10 protein-coding genes and 2 pseudogenes are annotated in these 19,351 nt (G+C 73.4%); 5 read left to right on the top strand and 7 right to left on the bottom strand.

Annotated elements, in window-relative coordinates:
- Positions 1-99 precede the first annotated feature (99 nt).
- Positions 100-996 carry an alpha/beta hydrolase gene (locus AC07DI_RS28990; protein ID WP_384250179.1) on the top strand — a complete coding sequence of 299 codons (897 nt, stop codon included), beginning with the start codon at positions 100-102 and terminating at the stop codon, positions 994-996.
- A gap of 93 nt (positions 997-1,089) precedes the next feature.
- Positions 1,090-2,264: pseudogene (locus tag AC07DI_RS28985) on the top strand (serine hydrolase domain-containing protein).
- A 14-nt stretch (positions 2,265-2,278) separates the two neighbouring features.
- Here the strand turns inward: AC07DI_RS28985 and AC07DI_RS28980 are convergent.
- The 4 genes from AC07DI_RS28980 to AC07DI_RS28965 form a co-directional block, all read right to left on the bottom strand.
- Positions 2,279-4,222 (bottom strand): acyl-CoA dehydrogenase family protein, encoded by a 1,944-nt coding sequence (locus tag AC07DI_RS28980; protein WP_384250173.1) that lies wholly within the window; start codon positions 4,220-4,222, stop codon positions 2,279-2,281.
- A 242-nt stretch (positions 4,223-4,464) separates the two neighbouring features.
- Positions 4,465-5,910 (bottom strand): aldehyde dehydrogenase family protein, encoded by a 1,446-nt coding sequence (locus tag AC07DI_RS28975; protein WP_384250170.1) that lies wholly within the window; start codon positions 5,908-5,910, stop codon positions 4,465-4,467.
- Between the two features lie 218 nt (positions 5,911-6,128).
- Positions 6,129-7,817 (bottom strand): PucR family transcriptional regulator, encoded by a 1,689-nt coding sequence (locus AC07DI_RS28970; protein WP_384250167.1) that lies wholly within the window; start codon positions 7,815-7,817, stop codon positions 6,129-6,131.
- Positions 7,818-8,081: 264 nt separating this feature from the next.
- Positions 8,082-10,235, bottom strand: a complete 2,154-nt coding sequence (locus AC07DI_RS28965; protein WP_478907021.1) for an ATP-binding protein — start codon at positions 10,233-10,235, stop codon at positions 8,082-8,084.
- A 271-nt stretch (positions 10,236-10,506) separates the two neighbouring features.
- Between AC07DI_RS28965 and gabT the strand changes: the two genes are divergently transcribed.
- Positions 10,507-11,841 (top strand): 4-aminobutyrate--2-oxoglutarate transaminase, encoded by a 1,335-nt coding sequence (gabT, locus tag AC07DI_RS28960; protein WP_478907019.1) that lies wholly within the window; start codon positions 10,507-10,509, stop codon positions 11,839-11,841.
- A gap of 516 nt (positions 11,842-12,357) precedes the next feature.
- On the opposite strand, the gene AC07DI_RS28955 is transcribed toward gabT, so the two are convergent.
- On the bottom strand, positions 12,358-13,434 hold the full coding sequence (locus AC07DI_RS28955) for an Lrp/AsnC family transcriptional regulator (RefSeq protein ID WP_478907017.1): 1,077 nt from the start codon (positions 13,432-13,434) through the stop codon (positions 12,358-12,360).
- Positions 13,435-13,521: 87 nt separating this feature from the next.
- Between AC07DI_RS28955 and AC07DI_RS28950 the strand changes: the two genes are divergently transcribed.
- Both AC07DI_RS28950 and AC07DI_RS28945 read left to right on the top strand, forming a co-directional pair.
- Positions 13,522-16,788, top strand: coding sequence for an amidohydrolase family protein (locus AC07DI_RS28950; RefSeq protein WP_478907015.1), 3,267 nt, complete (start codon positions 13,522-13,524; stop codon positions 16,786-16,788).
- A 98-nt stretch (positions 16,789-16,886) separates the two neighbouring features.
- Positions 16,887-17,567: a phosphatase PAP2 family protein gene (locus AC07DI_RS28945; protein ID WP_478907013.1), complete on the top strand. Its 681-nt coding sequence runs from the start codon at positions 16,887-16,889 to the stop codon at positions 17,565-17,567.
- Here AC07DI_RS28945 and AC07DI_RS28940 read toward each other — a convergent pair.
- Together AC07DI_RS28940 and AC07DI_RS28935 are read right to left on the bottom strand one after the other, a co-directional pair.
- Positions 17,521-18,525: pseudogene (locus AC07DI_RS28940) on the bottom strand (chitinase); the annotation flags it as partial. The gene AC07DI_RS28945 and the pseudogene AC07DI_RS28940 sit on opposite strands and share 47 nt — an antisense overlap.
- Positions 18,526-18,766: 241 nt before the next feature.
- Entirely contained in the window at positions 18,767-19,252 is a 486-nt protein-coding gene (locus AC07DI_RS28935) for a hypothetical protein (protein ID WP_384250149.1), read from the bottom strand.
- Positions 19,253-19,351: the final 99 nt, after the last annotated feature.

Genomic DNA, 19,351 nt, shown 5'->3' with positions numbered 1-19,351 from the left:
GCCGCCCGTCCGGGGTGACGCCGGTCGGTGCGCCGTCCGGGCGGTACGCGCGACGGATGGCGGGTGACCGGGCCGGGGGCGCCCGTGAGGATGACCGTCATGGATCCCGAACTCGAAGCATTCATACCGCTGTTGCCGGAGACCGATCTGAGTGATCCGGCCACGGCGCGCGAGAGCCTCACCGGGCACGTCGCCCTGCGCCCTCTGCCGGACATCCCGGGCCTGCGGACCGAGGACCGCACGGTGCCCGCCGACCCGGACGTGCCGGTGCGGATCTACCGGCCGCGCCAGGCGCGGGGCGCCCTCGTCTGGCTGCACGGTGGCGGGTTCGTCTTCGGCGACCTCGACAGCGAGCACCAGGCGGCCGCGCTGCTCGCGGACGGCGCCGGGGCGGTGGTGGTCTCCGTGGGCTACCGGCTCGCCCCCGAGAACCGGTTCCCCGCCGCCCTGGACGACGCCTACGCCGTACTGGGCTGGGTGGTCGAGCACGCGGCGGAGCTGGGTGTGGACCCGGCCCGCGTCGCGGTCGGCGGCCACAGCGCGGGCGCGAACCTCGCGGCGGCGGCGGCGTTGCGCGCCCGCGACGAGCAGGGGCCGCCCATCCACTTCCAACTGCTCAACCAGGCAGGACTCGACGACCGCCAGGAGACGTGGTCGCAGCGGAACTTCACCGGGACGCCGTGGATGGACCGCGACAAGCTCGCCGCGTCGTGGCGCCACTACCTCGGCGACGGGCCCGCCACGCCCTACGCCGCCCCGGCCAGGGCCACCGACCTCTCGGGGCTGCCGCCCGCCTACATCGCCACCGCGGAGTTCGACCCGAACCGCGACGAGGACATCGACTACGCGCTGCGGCTGCTCCGGGCGGGCGTCTCCGTGGAGTTGCACCAGTGGCCCGGCACCTTCCACGGCTCGCACGCCCTGCTCTCCGCCGACGTCTCCCAGCGCCAGGTCGCCGAGCTCGGTGCGGTCCTGCGCAGGGCCCTGGCCGGATGAGACGCCGATGACCGGCCCGGACGGGCCGGGAACCCGCCCGCGCGACGAGCCGAGAACCCGCACACGTACGAGCCGAGGAGCGGCATGAACACGATGACGACCAGCACGGGCGAACCCACCGGCCTCGACCCCGCCGGACTGCGGTCCGCCCTCGACGCGGCCCACCGCGCGGGGATGCCCGGCATCTACGCCGAAGTGCGCGCGGGCGAGGAGGTGTGGAGGGGCGCCGCGGGGGTCGCCGACCTCGACACCGGCCGTCCTGTCGGCCCCGACATGCGCCAGCGCGTCGGCAGCGTCACCAAGAGCTTCACCGCCGCCGCGGTGCTCCAGCAGGCCGAGCGGGGCCTCGTGCGGCTCGACGCGCCGGTCGGCGGCTATCTGCCGCGGCTGGTGCCGGGAGAGCGCGGCAGGCAGATCACGGTGCGGATGCTGCTCAACCACACCAGCGGCTTCAGCGACTACCTCCCCCGCGCGTTCCCTTCCCTCAAGGGCTTCCCGTCCCTGGCGGACGCCTCGCCCGAGAGCCTGGACGACAACCGGTTCCGGGAGTTCGCGCCCGAGGAACTGATCGCGATGGGGCTCGCCGCGCCGCCCGGGAACGCTCCCGGCGGCCCCCTCGGAACGTACTCCAATACCAACTACCTGCTCCTGGGCCAGCTCCTCCAGCAGGTCACAGGCCTTTCGCCCGAGGAGTGCATCACCCGCGACGTCACGAGCCCGCCGGCCTGCGGCACACCTCGTTCCCCTCGGGGCCGCACATCGAGGGACCGCACTCCCGGATGTACGAGGCGCTGTACGGCCTGATCGACCCGCCGCGCGACTACAGCGTCTACGACATGTCCTGGGTGAGCACTGGAGCCGGTCTGGTGTCGACCATGGCGGACCTCAACCGCTTCTACGCCTTGCTGCTCGGCGGCGAGATCGTGGACCGCTCGTCACTGGCGGAGATGCAGCGCACGGTCCCGGTCCGCGCCCTGGACGGCAGCAAGACGCTCGACTACGGCCTGGGCCTGCACCGGGTCGTGGTCCCCGGCGCCGGGATGTTCTGGGGCCACGACGGCACGGCCTGGGGAGCGGGCACGCTGTCCCTCAGCCGCGCCGACGGCGGGCGTCAGCTGTCCTTCGCGCTCAATCTCATGCGGTGGAACAGCCTGAACTCCGCGGGGAAGCCGCGGCCCCACCCCATCGACGGCGCGCTGGCGGTCCTGCACGGGCGCGCGGCGGGCGTCGGGGTGAGGCCTCGGGACAACGGCCCCACCCCTCCTTGATCACCGGCCCTCGATCATCCCTCCTTGATCACCCTGCGCACGTCCGGGCGCGGCTTCTCCGGCAGCGCGGTGTCCGCGATCCACGGCCCGTCGCCGGACGGGTCGACGACGCCCGCTTCGAGCCAGCCGTACGTCCCCGAGAGGACGCCCTTGACCACCTTGCGGTCCAGTTCGTCGGTGTTGGTCCAGAGCCGGTCGAAGAGTTCGTCGGTCCGGATGCGGGACTGGCGGCAGAAGGCGTCGGCCAGTTGGTACGCCTCGCGGCCGTGCTCCTCGGTGGTGCGCAGGAGTTCGGCGCGGACGCACGCCGCGCTCATCGCGAAGAGCTCCGCGCCGATGTCGACGACGCGGCCGAGGAAGCCCTGCTTGGTCTCCATCTTCCCCTGCCAGCGGGACATGGCGTAGAAGGTTGAGCGGGCCAGCTTGCGGGCGCCGCGCTCGACGTAGCGCAGGTGGCCGGAGAGGTCCACGTGGCCTTCGGGGTGGAACTCCGCGTATGAGCGGGGGAGTTGGCCGGGCCCGGTGACCAGCTTGGGCAGCCAGCGGGCGTAGAAGCCGCCCGCCCGCGCGCCCGCCCTCGCCTTGTCGGACAGCGTCTTGTCGGGGTCGATGAGGTCGCCCGCCACCTTCAGGTGGGCGTCCACGGCCTCGCGGGCGATCAGCAGGTGCATGATCTCGGTGGAGCCCTCGAAGATGCGGTTGATGCGCAGATCGCGCAGGACCTGCTCGGCGGGGACGGCGCGTTCGCCGCGGGCCGCGAGGGACTCGGCGGTCTCGAAGCCCCGGCCGCCTCGGATCTGGACGAGTTCGTCGGCCATCAGGCAGGCCATCTCGGAGCCGTACAGCTTGGCGAGGGCCGCCTCGATGCGGATGTCGTTGCGGTCCTCGTCGGCCATCTGCGAGGAGAGGTCCAGGACGGCTTCGAGCGCGAAGGTCGTCGCGGCGATGAAGGAGATCTTCTTGCCGACCGCCTCGTGGTACGCGACCGGCTTGCCCCACTGCTCGCGGGCGGCCGACCACTCCCGGGCGATCTTCAGACACCACTTGCCCGCGCCGACGCACATCGCGGGCAGCGAGAGCCGTCCGGTGTTGAGGGTGGTGAGGGCGATCTTCAGACCCGCGCCCTCCTGGCCGATGCGGTTCGCGGCCGGTACGCGCACCCCATGGAAGCGGGTCACGCCGTTCTCCAGGCCCCGCAGGCCCATGAACGCGTTGCGGTTCTCCACGGTGACGCCCTCGGAGGCCGCCTCGACGACGAAGGCGGTGATGCCGCCCCTGTGCCCCTCGGACTTCGGTACGCGGGCCATGACGACCAGCAGATCCGCGACGACGCCATTGGTGGTCCACAGCTTCACGCCGTCCAGCACGTACTCGTCGCCATCGGGCACGGCCGCCATCGCCATGCGCGCCGGGTCCGAACCGACGTCCGGCTCGGTCAGCAGGAACGCGGTGATGTCGGTGCGCGCGCACCGCGGCAGGAAGGCGTCCTTCTGCTCCTGCGTCCCGAAGATCTTCAGCGGCTGCGGTACGCCGATCGACTGGTGCGCGGAGAGCAGCGCGCCGATGGCGGGGCTCGCGGAGCCGACGAGGGCGAGGGCCTTGTTGTAGTAGACCTGCGTGAGGCCGAGCCCGCCGTACTTCGTGTCGATCTTCATGCCGAGCGCGCCGAGCTCCTTGAGCCCGTTGATCACCTCGTCGGGGATCTTCGCCTCGCGCTCGATGCGGGCCGCGTCGATCTTCGTCTCGCAGAAGTCGCGGAGCTTGGCGAGGAACTCCTCGCCGCGCTGCGCGTCCTCGTCGGGCGGCATGGGATGCGGGTGGATCAGGTCGAGCCTGAAGCGGCCGAGGAAGAGTTCCTTGGCGAAGCTGGGCTTGCGCCAGTCCTGCTCACGGGCGGCCTCGGCGACCTGCCGTGCCTCTCGTTCGCTCACTGACGGTTCGGGGGTTGGTGCGGTCATGAGGAGCTCACCTCGCCGCGGAGTGGGGCCGCCGGACCCGTGGGCCCGGTCCTGCCCGGTCGGTTACTGACTGGTGCTACTGGATCGTTGGTACCCGATTCACCCCAACCGCACCAGTCCTCGCGCAGCGTTCGGCTCAGACGTCGTCCTCTTCGGTCCATTCGGCCCGCCGGACGCCGTACGGCAACGGCCGGAGCCCCCGCACAGTGGGCTCCGGCCGTTGGGCTCGGTGGGTGTGGTGGCTACAGGGCGAGGCCCGTCAGGACCATGACGCGCTCGTAGGTGTAGTCGTCCATCGCGAAGCGGACGCCCTCGCGGCCCACGCCGGACTGCTTGACGCCGCCGTACGGCATCTGGTCGGCGCGGTAGGAGGGGGCGTCGCCGATGACCACGCCGCCGACCTCCAGGGCGCGGTGGGCGCGGAAGGCGGTCTGGAGGTCGTGGGTGAAGACGCCCGCCTGGAGGCCGTACTTGGAGTCGTTGACGGCGTCGAACGCCTCGGCCTCGCCGTCGACCTTCTTGAGGGTGAGGACCGGTCCGAAGACCTCCTCGCGGGCGATCGTGGTGTCGGCGGGCACGTCGGCGAGCACGGTCGGCGCGTACGCGGCGCCGTCGCGCTTGCCGCCGGTGAGGAGCTGGGCGCCCGCGGCGACGGCCTCGTCGACCCAGGACTCCACGCGCTTGGCGGCGTCCTCGTTGACCAGCGGGCCGACCTCGGTCTTCGGGTCGGACGGGTCGCCGGTGACCTGCGCCTCGACGGCCTTGACCACGCGCGGCACCAGGCGGTCGTAGACGGCGGCGTCCGCGATCACCCGCTGCACGGAGATGCAGGACTGACCGCCCTGGTAGTTGGAGAACGTCGCGATGCGCGAGGCCGCCCAGTCGAGGTCCTCGTCGGAGGAGTAGTCGGCGAGGACGACGGCCGCGCCGTTGCCGCCGAGCTCCAGGGTGCAGTGCTTGCGCGGCACCGAGTCCATGATCGCGTAGCCGACCTTCTCGGAGCCGGTGAACGAGATGACCGGCATCCGCTCGTCCTGCACCAGGGCGGCCATCTTGTCGTTGGCGACCGGCAGGATGCTCCACGAACCGGCAGGCAGCTCGGTCTCGGCGAGCAGCTCACCGATGATCAGGCCCGAGAGCGGGGTGGCCGGCGCGGGCTTCAGGATGATCGGCGCGCCGACGGCGATGGCCGGGGCGATCTTGTGCGCGCAGAGGTTCAGCGGGAAGTTGAACGGTGCGATGCCGAGGACGACGCCCTTGGGGAAGCGGCGGGTGAGGGCGAGGCGGCCCTGGCCGCCGGCGTCGGTGTCCAGGCGCTGGGCCTCCCCACCGTTGAAGCGGCGGGCCTCCTCGGCGGCGAACCGGAAGACGGAGACGGCGCGGCCGACCTCGCCGCGCGCCCACTTGATGGGCTTGCCGTTCTCGGCGGAGATCAGCTGGGCGATCTCCTCGGTGCGCTCGACCAGACGGTCCGACACATGGGCGAGGGCGGCGGCGCGGACGTGGGCCGGGGTCGCGGCGAACTCGTCGCGCACGGCGTACGCGGCGGCGACGGCCTCCTCGACCTGGGCGTCGGTCGGGACGGCAGCCTTGGCGACGAGCCTTCCGTCCCAGGGCGAGGTGACGTCGAGGGTGGTCTCGCCGGTGGTCTGGCGACCGGCGAGCCAGAAGGCGTGGATGGAAGTCATGTCGATTCCCGGCCCTTCCGCGGTGGTGTTCTGGGGGGTACGTCCCTCACCGTAGGGGCAGCCGGAGCCACTGACGTTTGTCCGACGCGGAGTACTGGCCCCGGGCCCCGCGCCGGTTTGTACGGGGCGGGGCGTGCGGGGCCGCGTGGGGCGTCGTGGCTCGTCGGCGCGCCCGTCGCGGCTGGTCGCGCATTCCCCGCGCCCCTTGACGGGCGCCCTCAGTCCGAGCCCATCGACGTCGCCTTCAGGGAGAGCCACAGCTCCATGCGGACGTCCGGGTCGTCCAGGGAGCGGCCGAGGATCTCCTCGACCCTGCGCATGCGGTAGCGCAGGGTGTGCCGGTGGACGCCCAGGTCGGCCGCGGCCGCGTCCCACTGCCCGTGCCGGGAGAGCCAGGCGCGCAGCGAGGCGACGAGGTCGCCGCGGCCGGTCGCGTCGTGCTCGTGCAGCGCCCGCAGCAGACCGTCCGCGAACGCCCGCACCGCGTCGTCGGCGAGCAGCGGAAGGACGGAACCGGCGGCCAGTTCCTCGTGCTCGACGAGGGCGCGCCCGCGCCGCCGCGCCACGGAGAGCGCCTGTTCGGCCTGTTTGTACGCGGTGGCCGCGGCGATCGGCCCGGCCGGCGCGGAGAGCCCCATCACCAGCTCGGCCTCCTCCCCGGACGCGGCGGGCTCGCGCCCCGCGACGCCGCGCCCCGCCTCGAGGGCGGCCGCGTACTGCGCGCACGCACGGGCCGCCGTGCCGCCGTCCACGACGAGCAGTACGAGGCGTTCCCCGTACGGGACGACGAGCAGGGCCTCGCCGGACCGCGCGGCCGCCGCCTCGACGACGTCGACGAGCGCGGCGAGCGGGTCGCCGCCGCCCGAGACGTCGGCCACGGCCGCGAGGACCGCGGCGGAGGCGGTGCCGGGCCCGTCCTCCTGCGGTCCGGTCCCCTCGGCGCCGACCCGCACCCGGGCCGCCGAGGCGGACGCCACCTCGGCGACGACCAGGCGGAAGGGGGCGTCCAGGAGCCCGCCGTAGAGGTTCCCCGCGACGGTCCGCGCGTGGTCGGGCTCCCCCGCGAGCAGCATCCGCAGCACGGCGGCGCCGATCCGCTGCTCGGCGGCGTGCAGCGAGCGGGAGCGCTCCGTGGTGAGGGTGAGCAGTGCGATGGCGGAGTGCACGGCGTACCGCTCGGCGGTGCCGAGGGTGGACGCCGTGCCGACGGCGAGCGCGGCGCGCGGCCTGCGTCCCGTGCCGAGTGAGTGCAGTTCCACGCGGTCCTCGGTGCCCGCGACGACGGAGCTCGCGGGCGCCGGGCGCTCCCTGAGGCGTTCGACGTCGGCGGTGAGCCGGGCGGCCCTGCGGGTGGACCACTCAGGCGCGGTGGCGACGACGGCGCCGGACGCGTCGTACAGCGCGGCCCAGCCGTCGACCTGTCCGGCGAGCGCGAGCAGCAGTCCTTCGGGGCCGCCGCTCAGCGTCTGCTTGGTCAGTTCGCGCTGGGCGGCGAATCCGGCGGTGACCGCCTTGTACTGCTCGGCGGCGATGGCGGCGGACACGGCCTTGCTGATGGCGAGGAACGGGGTGCGCCGCGGCACCTCGATGAGCGGCAGGTCCGCGTCGGTGGCGGCGTCGAGGAGGGCCTTGGGGATGTCGGGGTAGTGCACGCCGACGGCGAAGCCGAGCCCGACGACGCCGGCGCCCGCGAGCCGTTTCACATAGCGCCGCATGGCCTCCGGATCCTCCGCGTCCAGCTTCAGCGCGGTGATGAGGAGCAGTTCGCCGCCCTCCATGTAGGGCACGGGGTCGGCGAGTTCGCTGGCGTGCGCCCAGCGCACGGCGGCGTCCAGATGGTCCTCGCCCGCGCGCACGGTCAGCTTGAGCGCGGAGTGGTGGACGAGCGAGGCGAGCGTGGGCGGCATGGGACCTTCAGGTCTGCGGCAGGTGGGGCGGGCGGGTTGTCCGGCCCCGGGGGTCGGGCGCCGGGGTGTGGATCCGCGCGATGTCGGTCGTCGTGACGTCCGTCTTCACGATTCGGTCCTCGCGTGTGATCTTTTGGCCGGTCCGTATGAACGACCTGTGTCGATTCTGCCTCACCGTACGGTGCGCCCGGGACCGAACACGTCGTCCCCACGAGCCGGGAACCCGCCCGCGCTGGGCCGTCCGGGTGCCCCGTCCCCGGCGCTTCAGGCCCGCAGGTCCACGAGGAGTGGGGGCGCGTACTCCCCCCGTACGTCGGTCAGCGAGAGCACGGCGTGCCCCGGCGGCACCCCGTGCGCCAGCTCGGACGCGGACCAGCGCTCGCGCTCGACCTGGCGGACGGTGACGGCGCGGGCCGTCGGGGCGTTGCCGGTGATGACCCGGCGCAGTATGTGCACGGTCTTGCCCAGTGGGGTCTCGGCGATGATCTGCCGGTCGGTGACATCGCGTGCCTCTGTCCACTCCTTGCCCCAGACCTCCGCGAAGTCCTGGCCGTCCCACGGGGTGAGCCCGGAGAGCGCCATGCGGCAGCCGGTCGCGCCGAGCAGCGGGGTGCGCAGCGGACGGGGTACGTCGTCGAGCGTACGCAGGGTCATGACGACGCCCGCGTTGGCGGACCGCAGGCGCTGGATGCGGCGTACGGACTCCGGGGTGACCGTGCCGGACGCGTCGTCCAGGACCAGGCAGGCGAAGAGCGAGCGGTCCTCGCGGGCGGCGGCGCTCGCGGTGAACTGGGCGAGGACGAGGCGGGCCAGGATCCGTGAGGCGTCGGCGTGGCCGCGCTCGGGGAGGTCGATGCGGACCCGGACGGGGTGGTCGAGGGCCCGCAGCGAGAACGGGGTGCTGCGGCCCGAGGTGTCGAAGAAGGCGGCGAAGGCGGGGCGGTCGAGCAGCGCGATGCGGTCGGCGAGGACCGCGCCGGGGTCGCCTGGGTGCCCCAACTGGCGCTCGCGGGCGTCGAGTTCACGGATCATGGCGTCATGGCCGGACTGCTGAAGCGCCTTGCGCAGCGCGCCGAGGGGGCCGGGCGAGCCGTCGAGCAGGGCGCGCAGCTCCGGCACGGAGGGGAAGCGCCGGTGGACGGCGAGCCAGGGGCCGAGGAGCTGGGCGAGGCAGGTCGTCGAGCGGCGGCTGTCGCCGCTGGGGTGCGGGTCGACGAGGTCACCGACGAGGGCCTCGGCGAGTACGGCCGCGGCCTCGTCCGGGTCGTCGGTGCCGCCGTACAGGTCGAGGTCGTACTCGGAGTCGGGGTGTCCGACGCGTACCACCACGTCGTAGTCCTCGGCGGGCCCGAGCCCCGCGCCCGCGGCGCCGACGACGACCACGGCGGCCCGCCCGGCGAGGGCCCCCAGGCACAGCGACTCGGCCAGCGGCCACACCACGCGGGCGGTCTTGCCGGACCCGCCGGGCCCGACGGCGACCAGCGAGGTGCCGAGCAGGTCGGGTCCGAGCGCGAGCCCGGTGCCCCGGTAGGCGTAGGGGTTGCGGGGGTCGTCGGCCGTCGTCCCGAGGCGCACCTGCGCCGTGGCCAGGTCGTGGCGGGCGGCGCGCTGGGGCAGGTCACGGTCGCCCGAGGGATGCGGGCAGGCGCCTGCCCCGTCCCGTACGACGGCGTCGCTGAAGGCGGCGAGCGGGCTGCGGCCGGCCCGCACGGACCGCCAGGCCCGCGCGATCCTTGCGTGGTCGACGTCCCGCATCAGTCCGGCCCGCGCGTCGGCGGCGAGCCGGTCGGCGGCGGCGTCGGCGCCCGCGGCCCGCAGCTGCGGCCAGCGGGCCGGGTCCTCCTCGGGGGCGGGCGGCGGCGGGGGTGCGTCGGGGCGGCGCAGGCGGGGGGCGACGAAGCGGCGCCAGACCTCGCCCCAGCGGCCGATCCGGCCGACGCCGATCATGATGCCGACCACGATGACGGTGTAGTAGCCGTACCAGACGACCGCGTTGCCGATCCGGTCGCCGGTGTAGATCCAGGCGTCGGGCAGGAACAGTTCGAGCGGCAGCACCCACCAGCCGCCCAGGTACCCGTTCCAGAGCAGGGACCAGAGGAGCCATCCCACCAGGAAGGCGATCAGGGCCCCGCTCAGCAGCTGCCGGGTCGGGATGAGCTCGGGCTCCTGCTCGGGCCGCGGCTTGTGCGCGAACCGCCAGACACCGGGCGGGGCGGGGGGCCGCGGCGCCCGCAGCCAGGCGAGGAAGGCGGCCCCCTCGGGCAGCGGCGGGGCCCCGGGAGCCTGCACGGGCCGGGGCGGCAGCCCGGGAGCCCCCGCCCCGGGGCGCGGTGCCGCGGGTCCGTGCGGAGGAGCCGCCGGGCGCGGCACCGGTGCGGCGTGTGTGCCGCGAGCGTCGTGCGTGCCGTCGGAGTCCATGCCCCTAGCCCCCTGACCTGACCAGCCGATCTATTGGTTCGCGGGTCAATCTAGTGCCCCTGCGGGGGGAGTTCACCGGATACGCGCCCGGGCCAGCGGCGATCCGGAATCACGCGGGCCGCGCGGGACCCGCCCCCGCTATGTCCACCACGGACAACCGCCCCGCCCAACGACTCCCCCATGGAGCATGCCCGCCCCCCGCCCCCGCCCCTAACCTGCGAAGAAAGCAGTAGCGCGTCCGTATCGTCGCCCCACCCCCCAGGAGCCCCTCATGACTGCCCTTCCGCAGGAGCGCCGCGTCGTCACCGCCATTCCCGGCCCGAAGTCGCAGGAGCTGCAGGCCCGCCGTACCGCCGTGGTCGCCGGTGGCGTGGGCTCCGTGCTGCCCGTCTTCACGGCCCGCGCGGGCGGCGGCATCATCGAGGACGTCGATGGCAACCGCCTGATCGACTTCGGCTCCGGCATCGCCGTGACCTCCGTGGGCGCCTCCGCCGAGGCCGTGGTGCGCCGGGCGTCCGCGCAGCTGGAGGAGTTCACCCACACCTGTTTCATGGTCACGCCGTACGAGGGCTACGTCGCCGTCGCCGAGGCGCTCGCGGAGCTCACGCCGGGTGACCACGAGAAGAAGTCGGCGCTGTTCAACTCCGGTGCCGAGGCCGTCGAGAACGCCGTCAAGATCGCCCGCGCGTACACCAAGCGCCAGGCCGTCGTCGTCTTCGACCACGGCTACCACGGCCGCACCAACCTCACGATGGCGCTGACCGCCAAGAACATGCCGTACAAGCACGGCTTCGGCCCGTTCGCGCCCGAGGTCTACCGCGTCCCCGTCGCCTACGGCTACCGCTGGCCGACCGGTGCCGAGAACGCCGGGCCCGAGGCGGCCCAGCAGGCCATCGACATGATCAACAAGCAGGTCGGTGCCGAGAACGTCGCCGCGATCATCATCGAGCCGGTGCTCGGCGAGGGCGGCTTCATCGAGCCCGCGAAGGGCTTCCTGCCGGAGATCGTCAGGTTCGCGAACGACAACGGCATCGTCTTCGTCGCGGACGAGATCCAGTCCGGCTTCTGCCGCACCGGCCAGTGGTTCGCCTGCGAGGACGAGGGCATCGTCCCCGACCTGATCACGACGGCCAAGGGCATCGCGGGCGGCCTGCCGCTCGCCGCCGTCACGGGCCGCGCCGAGATCATGGACGCCCCGCACTCGGGCGGCCTCGGCGGCACCTACGGCGGCAACCCGGTGGCCTGCGCCGGTGCGCTCGGCGCCATCGAGACCATGAAGGAGCTCGACCTCAACGCCAAGGCGAAGAACATCGAGGCCACCATGAAGGCCCGCCTCGCCGCCATGGCCGAGAAGTTCGACGTCATCGGCGACATCCGCGGCCGCGGCGCGATGATCGCCATCGAGCTCGTCAAGGACCGTACGACCAAGGAGCCCAACCCGGAGGCGACCGCCGCCCTGGCCAAGGCCTGCCACGCGGAGGGTCTGCTCGTGCTGACCTGCGGCACCTACGGCAACGTCCTGCGCTTCCTGCCGCCGCTCGTCATCGGCGACGACCTGCTCAACGAGGGCCTGGACATCATCGAGGGCGCCTTCGCCGGCATCTGAGCGTCCCGGCGCCGGGTCCCGTCGACCCGATGTGCGAGGCCCGTGCGGATCTCCTTCCGTGCGGGCCTCCGTGCTGCGGTGGACCGTCCTGGCCTGCGGGCATCCGCTCCGTGGCGGCGCCGCGTCCGACAGCGACCGTCGGAGCGTGTGAAGAACGTGTGCGGGCCCCATGACGGGTTGCCGTTCCGCCTGTCGGCCCGCAATCACCTGCCGTACGGTTTCCGCAGTTGAGAAGAACCGCCCACAGGGGACTGTGGGCGACGCCATGGCGGAGCCTCCCCAGCCCCGTCCTGGCCGTGCCCTCGCGCACACACCCGGAGCCCCGGCTCCGGAACTCCTCACCGATCGGACGGCCGCCCGCCCCACACCCCCCGGGGCGTGCGGGCCACCGGTCCGGAAGGCCGCCTCGGCGCCTCACCCGACGGACCCGCGTCAGCAGGCCGGCTCGGACAGGCCGGGCTGGTCGGCCACCGAAGGGCCGGCGCGCTCCCCCCCTGCGCCGGCCCTTCGGCATGTTCACCACACGTCCCGCTCCGCACCGGCCGCGGGTCCCGCCGTCCGGCCCCGGGCGTCGAGCAGGTTCCCCGCCCGCTTCACCGTCCGCAGCGTGACGCAGCGGTCCACGATCCGTACGCCGTCGAGACCGTCCTCGATCTGCGCCTCCAGGCGGGTGACCTCGGTCAGGTCCCGCATCCAGACGCAGACCACCAGGTTGTACGTGCCGATCGTGGAGACCACCAGGCGGGCCTCCTCGAGGCGGGCCAGCTGCGCGGCGACCCCCGCGAGCCGCCGGGCCGAGACACGGATGAAGTACCAGGCCTGCACGGACCGCCCGGTCATCGCGCGGGAGACGTCCGTCCACAGGACCACCCGGTGCCGGGTGAGGAGGCGGTGCACCACGTCACGCACCCGCCGTACGGGAACGCCCGTACGGGCCGCGATCTCGGTGGCGGACGTGCGCCCGTCCTCGCCGAGGACGGCGAGTACCTCGCGATCCAGCTCCGTCAGCGCCGCGGGGCCCGGCTCCGTCGGCGCCCGCGAACCGGCGGGATCGCCCCTGGCTCCCTGGGCGGTGAACCGCCCGAGCTGCTCAGGGTCGAGCTCCCCGAGCCGCCAGTCGACCGATTCCTTGACGAACGAGGCGACGATCTGCGTACGCACGGCCCTGACCTGCGGCCCCGCGCCGAGACGCCGCAGCACGTAGTCGGCGAGCGCCGCCTCGTCGGCCACGCCCACGCCGATCAGCAGGTCGCGCCCGCCGGACGTGATGTCGAGCGTCAGACACTCCGGGTCGTGCACGAGCGTCCCGGCCACCTCAAGGGGGTGGCCCGCGCACTCCACCTCCACGATGGCGAGGCGTGCGGCGCCGGCCCCCGACGCGTGGGCCGTGACCCAGGCCAGGCCCGCCGCCCGCAGCCGGTTCCACCGGCGCGCGGCGGTGACGGCGTCCACCCCGAGCACCGCTCCGACCTTGCTCCATGACGCCCTCGGCTCGATCTGCAGGGCGTTGACGATCTGCCGGTCGAGGCGGTCCACCCGCGAATCCGGTACGAGCGACTCGCCCTCGGCCCCCGTCGACGAATCGGTTCTCACAACTCCCTGTATAACGCCCCGGTCCTGCACGACGGAGGTCATTTTCGTCCGGATCCTGCACAGCCCTCCTCGTCGCCCTGCGGCTGCATGAAGATCGCGACGCGTGGTCGCCCGCCAGGGGTGACCCCAGCGGAAGACCCTTGCGGGACCCAACAGGCTTACGGGGAGAATCAGTTGTCCAAGCCTCAGATATCGCGCCGCCGCTTCCTTCGGACGACGACGGCGGTCGGAGCCGTGGCCACGACGGGCGCGCTCACGGGAGTCGGCGCCGGCTCCGCCCACGCTGCGGCCTCCACCGCAGCGACGACGGCGGCGGGCGCGACGTCGCTGCGCTTCACCGCCGCCACCAACGGAGCCGCGTCGCTCGCCGGGGACCGGCTGATCGCCGAGGTGCAGGGCGTGCTGTGGTCCCTGCCGCGTGCGGGCGGCGAGGCCGTGCCGCTCACTCCCGCGGACCTGGAACCGACGCGTCCGGTGCACTCCCCCGACGGCCGGCTGATCGCCGTCTGCGCGTTCCGCTCGGGCAACTACCACATCTGGACGCTGAAGCCGGACGGCTCCGGGCTGACCCAACGCACCGAGGGCCCGTGGGACGACCGCGGCCCCGCCTGGTCCCCGGACGGCAAGCGGATCGCCTTCTCCTCCGAGCGCGGCGGCGACCCGGTGGCGGGCGCCCCCTTCCGCATCTGGGTGCTTGAGCCGGCGACCGGCGAGCTGACCCGGCTGACCGGGCGGCCGGGCCAGTCGGGGCCCGTGCAGGACGGTGCGTGGGAGGACTTCGACCCGGTCTGGTCGCCGGACGGCAAGCGGGTGCTGTTCGTCCGCGCCGCGGTGGCGTCGGGGGCGCTCGACGCCCGCACCATCGCGTCGGTGGCGGCCGACGGCGGCGGCGCCGTCACCGTGGAGCACACCGACACCAGCACCGCCCAGGTCCTCACCCCCGCCGTCTCCCCGGACGGCACGCTGGCTTACCTGCGCACGACCCCCGCGCCGAACGCCGGATGCGCCCTCGTCGTGGGCGGCGAGCCGGTGGCGGTGGGCGGCGACATCGGGCCCGTGCCGCCCCGCTGGGTCTCCTCCAAGGAGCTGCTCCTGACGGTGGACGGCCACTTCACCGTCGTACGGCCCGACGATCCCGCGCGGCGCGAGAACATCCCCTTCACGGCGCCGCTGCCCGTGGAACGCCCCGGCTACCGGCTCAAGTCGTTCGACCTGGACGGCACCGCGAGCCGCCCGGTGCGCGCCTTCGACCTGCCCGTGCTCTCCCCCGACGGCAAGCAGGTCGCCTTCACCGCCCTCAACTCCCTCTGGGTCGGCGGCGTCTCGGGCGGCAGGGCGCCGCGCCGGGTGACGCGGGCCAAGGCGACCGGGTACCTCTACGCGGCCGCGTGGACGCCCGACGGCAAGGCACTGCTGTACTCCGACGACCGCGACGGCGTGCCCGCCGTCCGCAGACGGGAGCTGGAGAGCGGCGAGGAGACGGTGCTCGCCTCCGGCGGCCGCATCCAGCCGGTGCTCTCCCCCGACGGAGGCCGCCTCGCCTCCTTCGACCTCGCGACCAACCTGATGCTCAAGGATCTGCGCACCGGGAAGGAGAAGGTGCTCGCGGCCAGTCCGCCGAGCGGTGAGCTCTCCGGCCGGCCCAGCTGGTCCCCCGACGGACGCTACGTCGCCGTCAGCTTCCGGGGCCGCGTCAACCAGCGGTTCCGCGAGGGCTACAACCTCATCCGGGTCATCGACACCACCGACGGCTCCGCCGCCACCCACGCCGTGGCGCCGCACGCCTCCATCTCCGACCGCACCAGCAACGGCCCCGTCTGGTCCCCCGACGGCCGGTACATGGCCGTCGTCGTCGAGTCCGCGCTGTGGCTCCTTCCGGTGCGCGCCGACGGCACTCCCGACGGCAAGCCCCGCACCTTCCCCGGCGAGGCCGCCGACCACCCGACCTGGTCGGGCGACGGCAGCCACGTCCTGTACCTCTCGGCGGGCAGGCTCCGGCTCCTCACCGTCGCCGACGGCAGCGTCCGCACGGTCAGCCTGCCGCTGGAGCACCGGCGTCCCGCCCCCGAGGACACCGTCATCCACGCCGGCCGCTTCTGGGACGGCAGCGGCGACGACGCGTCGGTCCGCGAGGACGTCGACATCACCATTCGCGGCGGCCGCGTCACCGCCGTCGGGCCGCACCGGTCCGGCCGCACGGCGGGCCGCCGTATCGACGCGTCCGGGCAGACCGTGATCCCCGGCCTGTGGGACGCGCACATGCACCCCCAGCCCAACCTCTACGGCGGCAGGCAGGCCGCCCTGTTCCTCTCCTACGGCGTCACGAGCGCCATGTCGATGGGCGGTGCCGGTTACGAGGGGGCGAGGCTCCGCGAGGCCACCGCCGCCGGGGAGCTGGCCGGTCCCCGCCTCGTGACCGCGAGTGAGGTCCTTGACGGCTCGCGCGTCGCGTGGGACAACCGCGTCCACGCCACCCGCGAGGGCCTGCGCCTGACCCTCTCCCGGGGCAAGGCTCTCGACTGGGACTTCGTCAAGACCTACGTCCGGGCGCCGGGCTGGGTGATGGAGGAGGCCGCCCGCTTCGCGCACGAGCAGCTGGGCGTGCGCTGCGGCAGCCATAACCTCTCCCCCGGCATCCAGCTCGGCCAGGACCTGACGACGCACCTGCAGGCGACCCAGCGCGCCGAGTTCGGCCACGCCACGTCCGCGGGCGAGCTCGCCTACCAGGACGTGACGGAGATCTACACGGCCACGGGCGACTTCCACCTGGTCGCCACGCCGTTCTCGGCCGCGCCGCTGATCGGCGCGGCGCCCGGCCTCGCCGAGGACGAGCGGGTCACCCGGCTGATGCCGCCGTGGGAGACCTCCCAGGTCCAGAGCCTCGCCGCGCAGCCACCCACGGAGGCCCAACTGGCCACGCTCACGCGGGAGATCGACATCTACCGCAGGATCTCGGCCGCCGGCGGACTGATCGCCGTCGGCACGGACTCGCCCGGCATCCCGACCGGTCTCGGCGTCCACATCGCGCTGCGCGCCCTGCGGCGCGGCGGCCTGACGGTCTCCGATACGCTGCGCACGGCGACGGCCGCGCCCGCGCGGATCTTCGGCCTCGACCGCGACCTCGGCACGCTGGAGGTGGGCAAGCTCGCCGACCTCGCGGTCATCGACGGAGACCCCTTCACCGACTTCGACTCGCTGGTGCGGACGGTGTCGGTCATGCGGGGCGGAGTGCCGTACGAGCAGCGGGACCTGGTCGCGTCCGTCCCCGCGGTGCCGGTCGCGGCGAAGGACCGGGCGCACTGGGCCCGGACGGGCAAGCAACTGCGCAACCGCTGCTGCGAGCATGGGCACTGAGGCCTTCCGGCCCGTGTGACGGGGTGGTGCGGGACTCCTACCGGAGCTTTTGGTGGGGCTCCCGCGCCCCGGGCGATCATCCCTGCCAGGCTGGGGACATGTCTGTCTCCCCGCCCGCGCCACGGCGGCCGGCTCCCCCCGCCCTCTCCCTCTCCCTCTCCCTGTGCGCGCTTCTCTTCGCGCTCCTCGCCTGGCAGGTCGTCGTCGGCGGGCCGCTGCGCCGCGTCGACGAACGTGCGGCGGGTGCCCTCACCGGGAGCCGCCTGCCGGACCGCGCCGCGGAGTTCCTCGCCGACCTCGGGAACGCCACGGTCGCCGTGCCGGTCCTGCTCGCCGTCCTCGCGTACACCGCCTGGCGCGCCCGGCGGGTGGGCGCGTACCGCTGGTGGGTGCCCGGGGCCGCCGCGCTCGGCGCCATGGCGGGGGTGCCCACGCTCGTGGCTCCGCTGAAGGCGCTGATCGACCGCCCGGGCCCGCCCGGCATGTCCGGGCACGACGGCTTCTTCCCCTCGGGCCACGCGGCGACCGCCGCGGTCGCCTACGGCGCGGCGCTCCTGCTTCTGCTGCCGTCGCTGCGCGGCGCGTACGGCCGCCGCGAACTGGTCATCGGCTGCTGCCTCCTGAACGTCGCGGTCGGCTTCGGCCTCGTGCGGCGCGGCTACCACTGGCCGCTGGACGTGGTGGCCGCCTGGTGCCTGTCCGTGGCGCTGTTGCACGCGATGTCGGCGGTGATCAGCCGAAGTACGCGTCGAAGTTCTTCGAGAACTCCCAGCTGTTGAAGCGATCCCAGTTGATCGACCAGGTCATCAGGCCGCGCAGGTCGGGCCAGGTCCCGTGTGGCTTGTACGTACCGCAGTTGCTGCCCTTGGTCAGGCAGTCCAGGGCCTTGTCGACCTCGCCCGTCGGCACATGGCCGTTGCCCGCGTTGACGGAGGCCGGCATGCCGATGGCGACCTTCTGGGGCGGCAGGGGCGGGAAGACGTTGTTCTTGTCGCCCGCCACGGGGAAGCCGGTGAGCAGCATGTCGGTCATGGCGATGTGGAAGTCCGCGCCGCCCATCGAGTGGTACTGGTTGTCCAGGCCCGTGATCGGCCCCGAGTTGTAGTCCTGGACGTGCAGCAGCGTCAGGTCGTCGCGCAGGGCGTGGATGACCGGGAGGTACGCGCCCGCGCGCGGGTCCTGGCCGCCCCACTTCCCGGTGCCGTAGAACTGGTACCCGAGCTGCACGAAGAAGGTCTCGGGCGCCATGGTGAGCGTGAAGCCGGGCCCGTACTTGGCCTTGAGCGTCTTCACCGCCGAGATGAGGTTGACGATCGTCGGGGTCTTCGGGTGCCTGAAGTCCGTGTCGTCCGCGTTCAGAGAGAGCGAGTGGCCCTCGAAGTCGATGTCGAGGCCGTCGAGGCCGTAGGTGTCGATGATCGCGGAGACCGACGCCACGAAGGTGTCGCGGGCCTGGGTGGTGGTGAGCCGGACCTGGCCGTTCTGGCCGCCGATGGATATCAGGACCTTCTTGCCCGCCGCCTGCTTCGCCTTGACGGCGGCCTTGAACTCGTCCTTGGTCTCCACGTTCGGGCACTCGCTCTTCGGGCAGAGGCCGAAGCGGATGTCGCCCGAGGTCGTGGAGGTCGGTTCGCCGAAGGCGAGGTCGATGATGTCCCAGCTGTCGGGGGTGTCGGCGAGGCGGGTGTAGCCGGAGCCGTTGGCGAAGCTGGTGTGCAGGTAGCCGACGAGGGTGTGACTTGCGGGGGCGGCGGTCGCCGTCGGTCCGGGCGCCGCCGTCGCGCCGGGCGAGAGCAGCCCGGACGCGGCGAGCGCGCAGGCCGCGACGGCGACCCCGGTCAGGCGTCCGACGCGGCTCGGGCGGGCGGTTCGGGGCGAGACGGAGCGGTCCACAACTGCCTCCGGGTATGGGGGGATTAGAGGGCGGGTCGCGCACAACTTGGTCCAGACCAATAGAGTTGTCAAGGGTTCCGGCAGCTCACGCCTCTCCCTCCCGGGCGAGCCGCGCCGCCGCCTCGTGCATCGCGAGTTCGAGCAGCACCGGGTCCGTCAGCGTCCCCGAGCCGTCCGGCGGGACCAGCCAGCGGATGCCGCCCGTGGCCCGGCCGGGGTAGGGCACGACGATCCAGGTGCCGCTGCCCGCGCCGCGTACGCCCGTGCCGAGCCAGTGGGACACCGTGCCCGGCGGCACGAAGAACCCCATGCGCTCATCGCCGAAACCGGCGAGCACGGGGCCAGGGTGGTCGACGCAGCGGGTCAGCACGTCGAGCGTCGGATAGCCGAGTCCTTCGGGCAGGATCAGCACGTCCCAGCGCTGCCCGGCGGGCAGGAGCGTGATCCCGAAGGGGTTGCGCTCCCACTCCCTGCGGCAGGCGTCGGGGTCGGGCGCCACCGACGCCAGCCAGGCGACCGCCGCCTTCGCCCCCCTGCCGCCTGAGCCACCTGAGCCACGCGTGCCGGTCATGGCAGGACCTCTCTCTTCTGTACGACAACAGTGCGTTCACAGGGGAGAGAGGTCCTGGGGCGGAGCATTACGCGGGTTACGGCCACCAGTTGGTGGCGT

The organism is Streptomyces sp. NPDC044106 (assembly GCF_056433985.1).
Note: the sequence above shows the minus strand (reverse complement) of the source record. Positions and strands in the feature narration are given on the sequence as shown.

What these genes read in the sequence shown, in the direction of transcription:
- AC07DI_RS28990 (WP_384250179.1), top strand. Translation starts at nt 100, where the DNA reads ATGGATCCCGAACTCGAAGCATTCATACCGCTGTTGCCGGAGACCGAT.
- AC07DI_RS28980 (WP_384250173.1), bottom strand. Translation starts at nt 4,222, where the DNA reads ATGACCGCACCAACCCCCGAACCGTCAGTGAGCGAACGAGAGGCACGG.
- AC07DI_RS28975 (WP_384250170.1), bottom strand. Translation starts at nt 5,910, where the DNA reads ATGACTTCCATCCACGCCTTCTGGCTCGCCGGTCGCCAGACCACCGGC.
- AC07DI_RS28970 (WP_384250167.1), bottom strand. Translation starts at nt 7,817, where the DNA reads ATGCCGCCCACGCTCGCCTCGCTCGTCCACCACTCCGCGCTCAAGCTG.
- AC07DI_RS28965 (WP_478907021.1), bottom strand. Translation starts at nt 10,235, where the DNA reads ATGGACTCCGACGGCACGCACGACGCTCGCGGCACACACGCCGCACCG.
- gabT (WP_478907019.1), top strand. Translation starts at nt 10,507, where the DNA reads ATGACTGCCCTTCCGCAGGAGCGCCGCGTCGTCACCGCCATTCCCGGC.
- AC07DI_RS28950 (WP_478907015.1), top strand. Translation starts at nt 13,522, where the DNA reads ATGAAGATCGCGACGCGTGGTCGCCCGCCAGGGGTGACCCCAGCGGAA.
- AC07DI_RS28945 (WP_478907013.1), top strand. Translation starts at nt 16,887, where the DNA reads ATGTCTGTCTCCCCGCCCGCGCCACGGCGGCCGGCTCCCCCCGCCCTC.
- AC07DI_RS28935 (WP_384250149.1), bottom strand. Translation starts at nt 19,252, where the DNA reads ATGACCGGCACGCGTGGCTCAGGTGGCTCAGGCGGCAGGGGGGCGAAG.